Annotated in this window: 1 protein-coding gene; it reads right to left on the reverse strand. The window is 50.4% G+C overall.

The window, feature by feature from the left end; all coding sequences use genetic code 11:
• Positions 1-47: 47 nt before the first annotated feature.
• Positions 48-678: DUF4956 domain-containing protein (locus tag STRDD11_RS13215; protein WP_128837676.1), on the reverse strand; the 631-nt coding region annotated here is incomplete at its 5' end.

The following is a 678-nucleotide window of genomic DNA, read 5'->3' on the forward strand; positions in this document are numbered from 1 at the left end:
AAAACAAAGCGAGACTGAAAGACTTTTGTCTCAGCCTCGCCTTCTTTCTACAGGGTCTTGCGTTTCTTGGCTGCTTTTGACAGAGAGATTTCTTTGACCTTGTCATAGCGCAGAAACTGCTGGACCAGCTGGCTGTCGCTGACTTCGGCATTGAGGTCAATGACATATTCCAGCTTCATGGTACGGTTTGCAGCAGACTGGATGGCGGTCAGTTCCGCTGATTTGCAGTGCTTGGCGAAGATAGCCTCAAAGAGCACTTCGTAGTCAAAGTCCGCTGGAATGTTAATCGTGACATAGCGTCTGGTCTGGCTGACTGAGGTGAAGCTCATATTTTCAAAAAGCAGCCAGACAAGGGAAATCAAGAGGGTAAAGACGATGGCCAGCGTGACAAAGCCCATGCCGGTCGTAATCCCGATGGCTGTGGCGACAAAGATAGCCAGCAATTCCTTGGACCCTCCCGCAGCCGAGCGAAAGCGAATGAGGCTGAAAGTACCGGCGACGGCCACACTGGTGCCCAGATTGCCATTGACCAAGAAAATGATAATCGAAATAATGGTCGGCAGGATGGACAGAGTGATGACAAACTCCTTGGTATAAATGGTTTGGCGCTTGTAGACCTTGGCCAGAACCATCCCCAGCACCAAACTGGTCACTAAGGCGAAAATCAGCGCTAAGGGA

It is taken from the genome of Streptococcus sp. DD11, assembly GCF_001578865.1.
GTDB lineage: Bacteria > Bacillota > Bacilli > Lactobacillales > Streptococcaceae > Streptococcus > Streptococcus panodentis.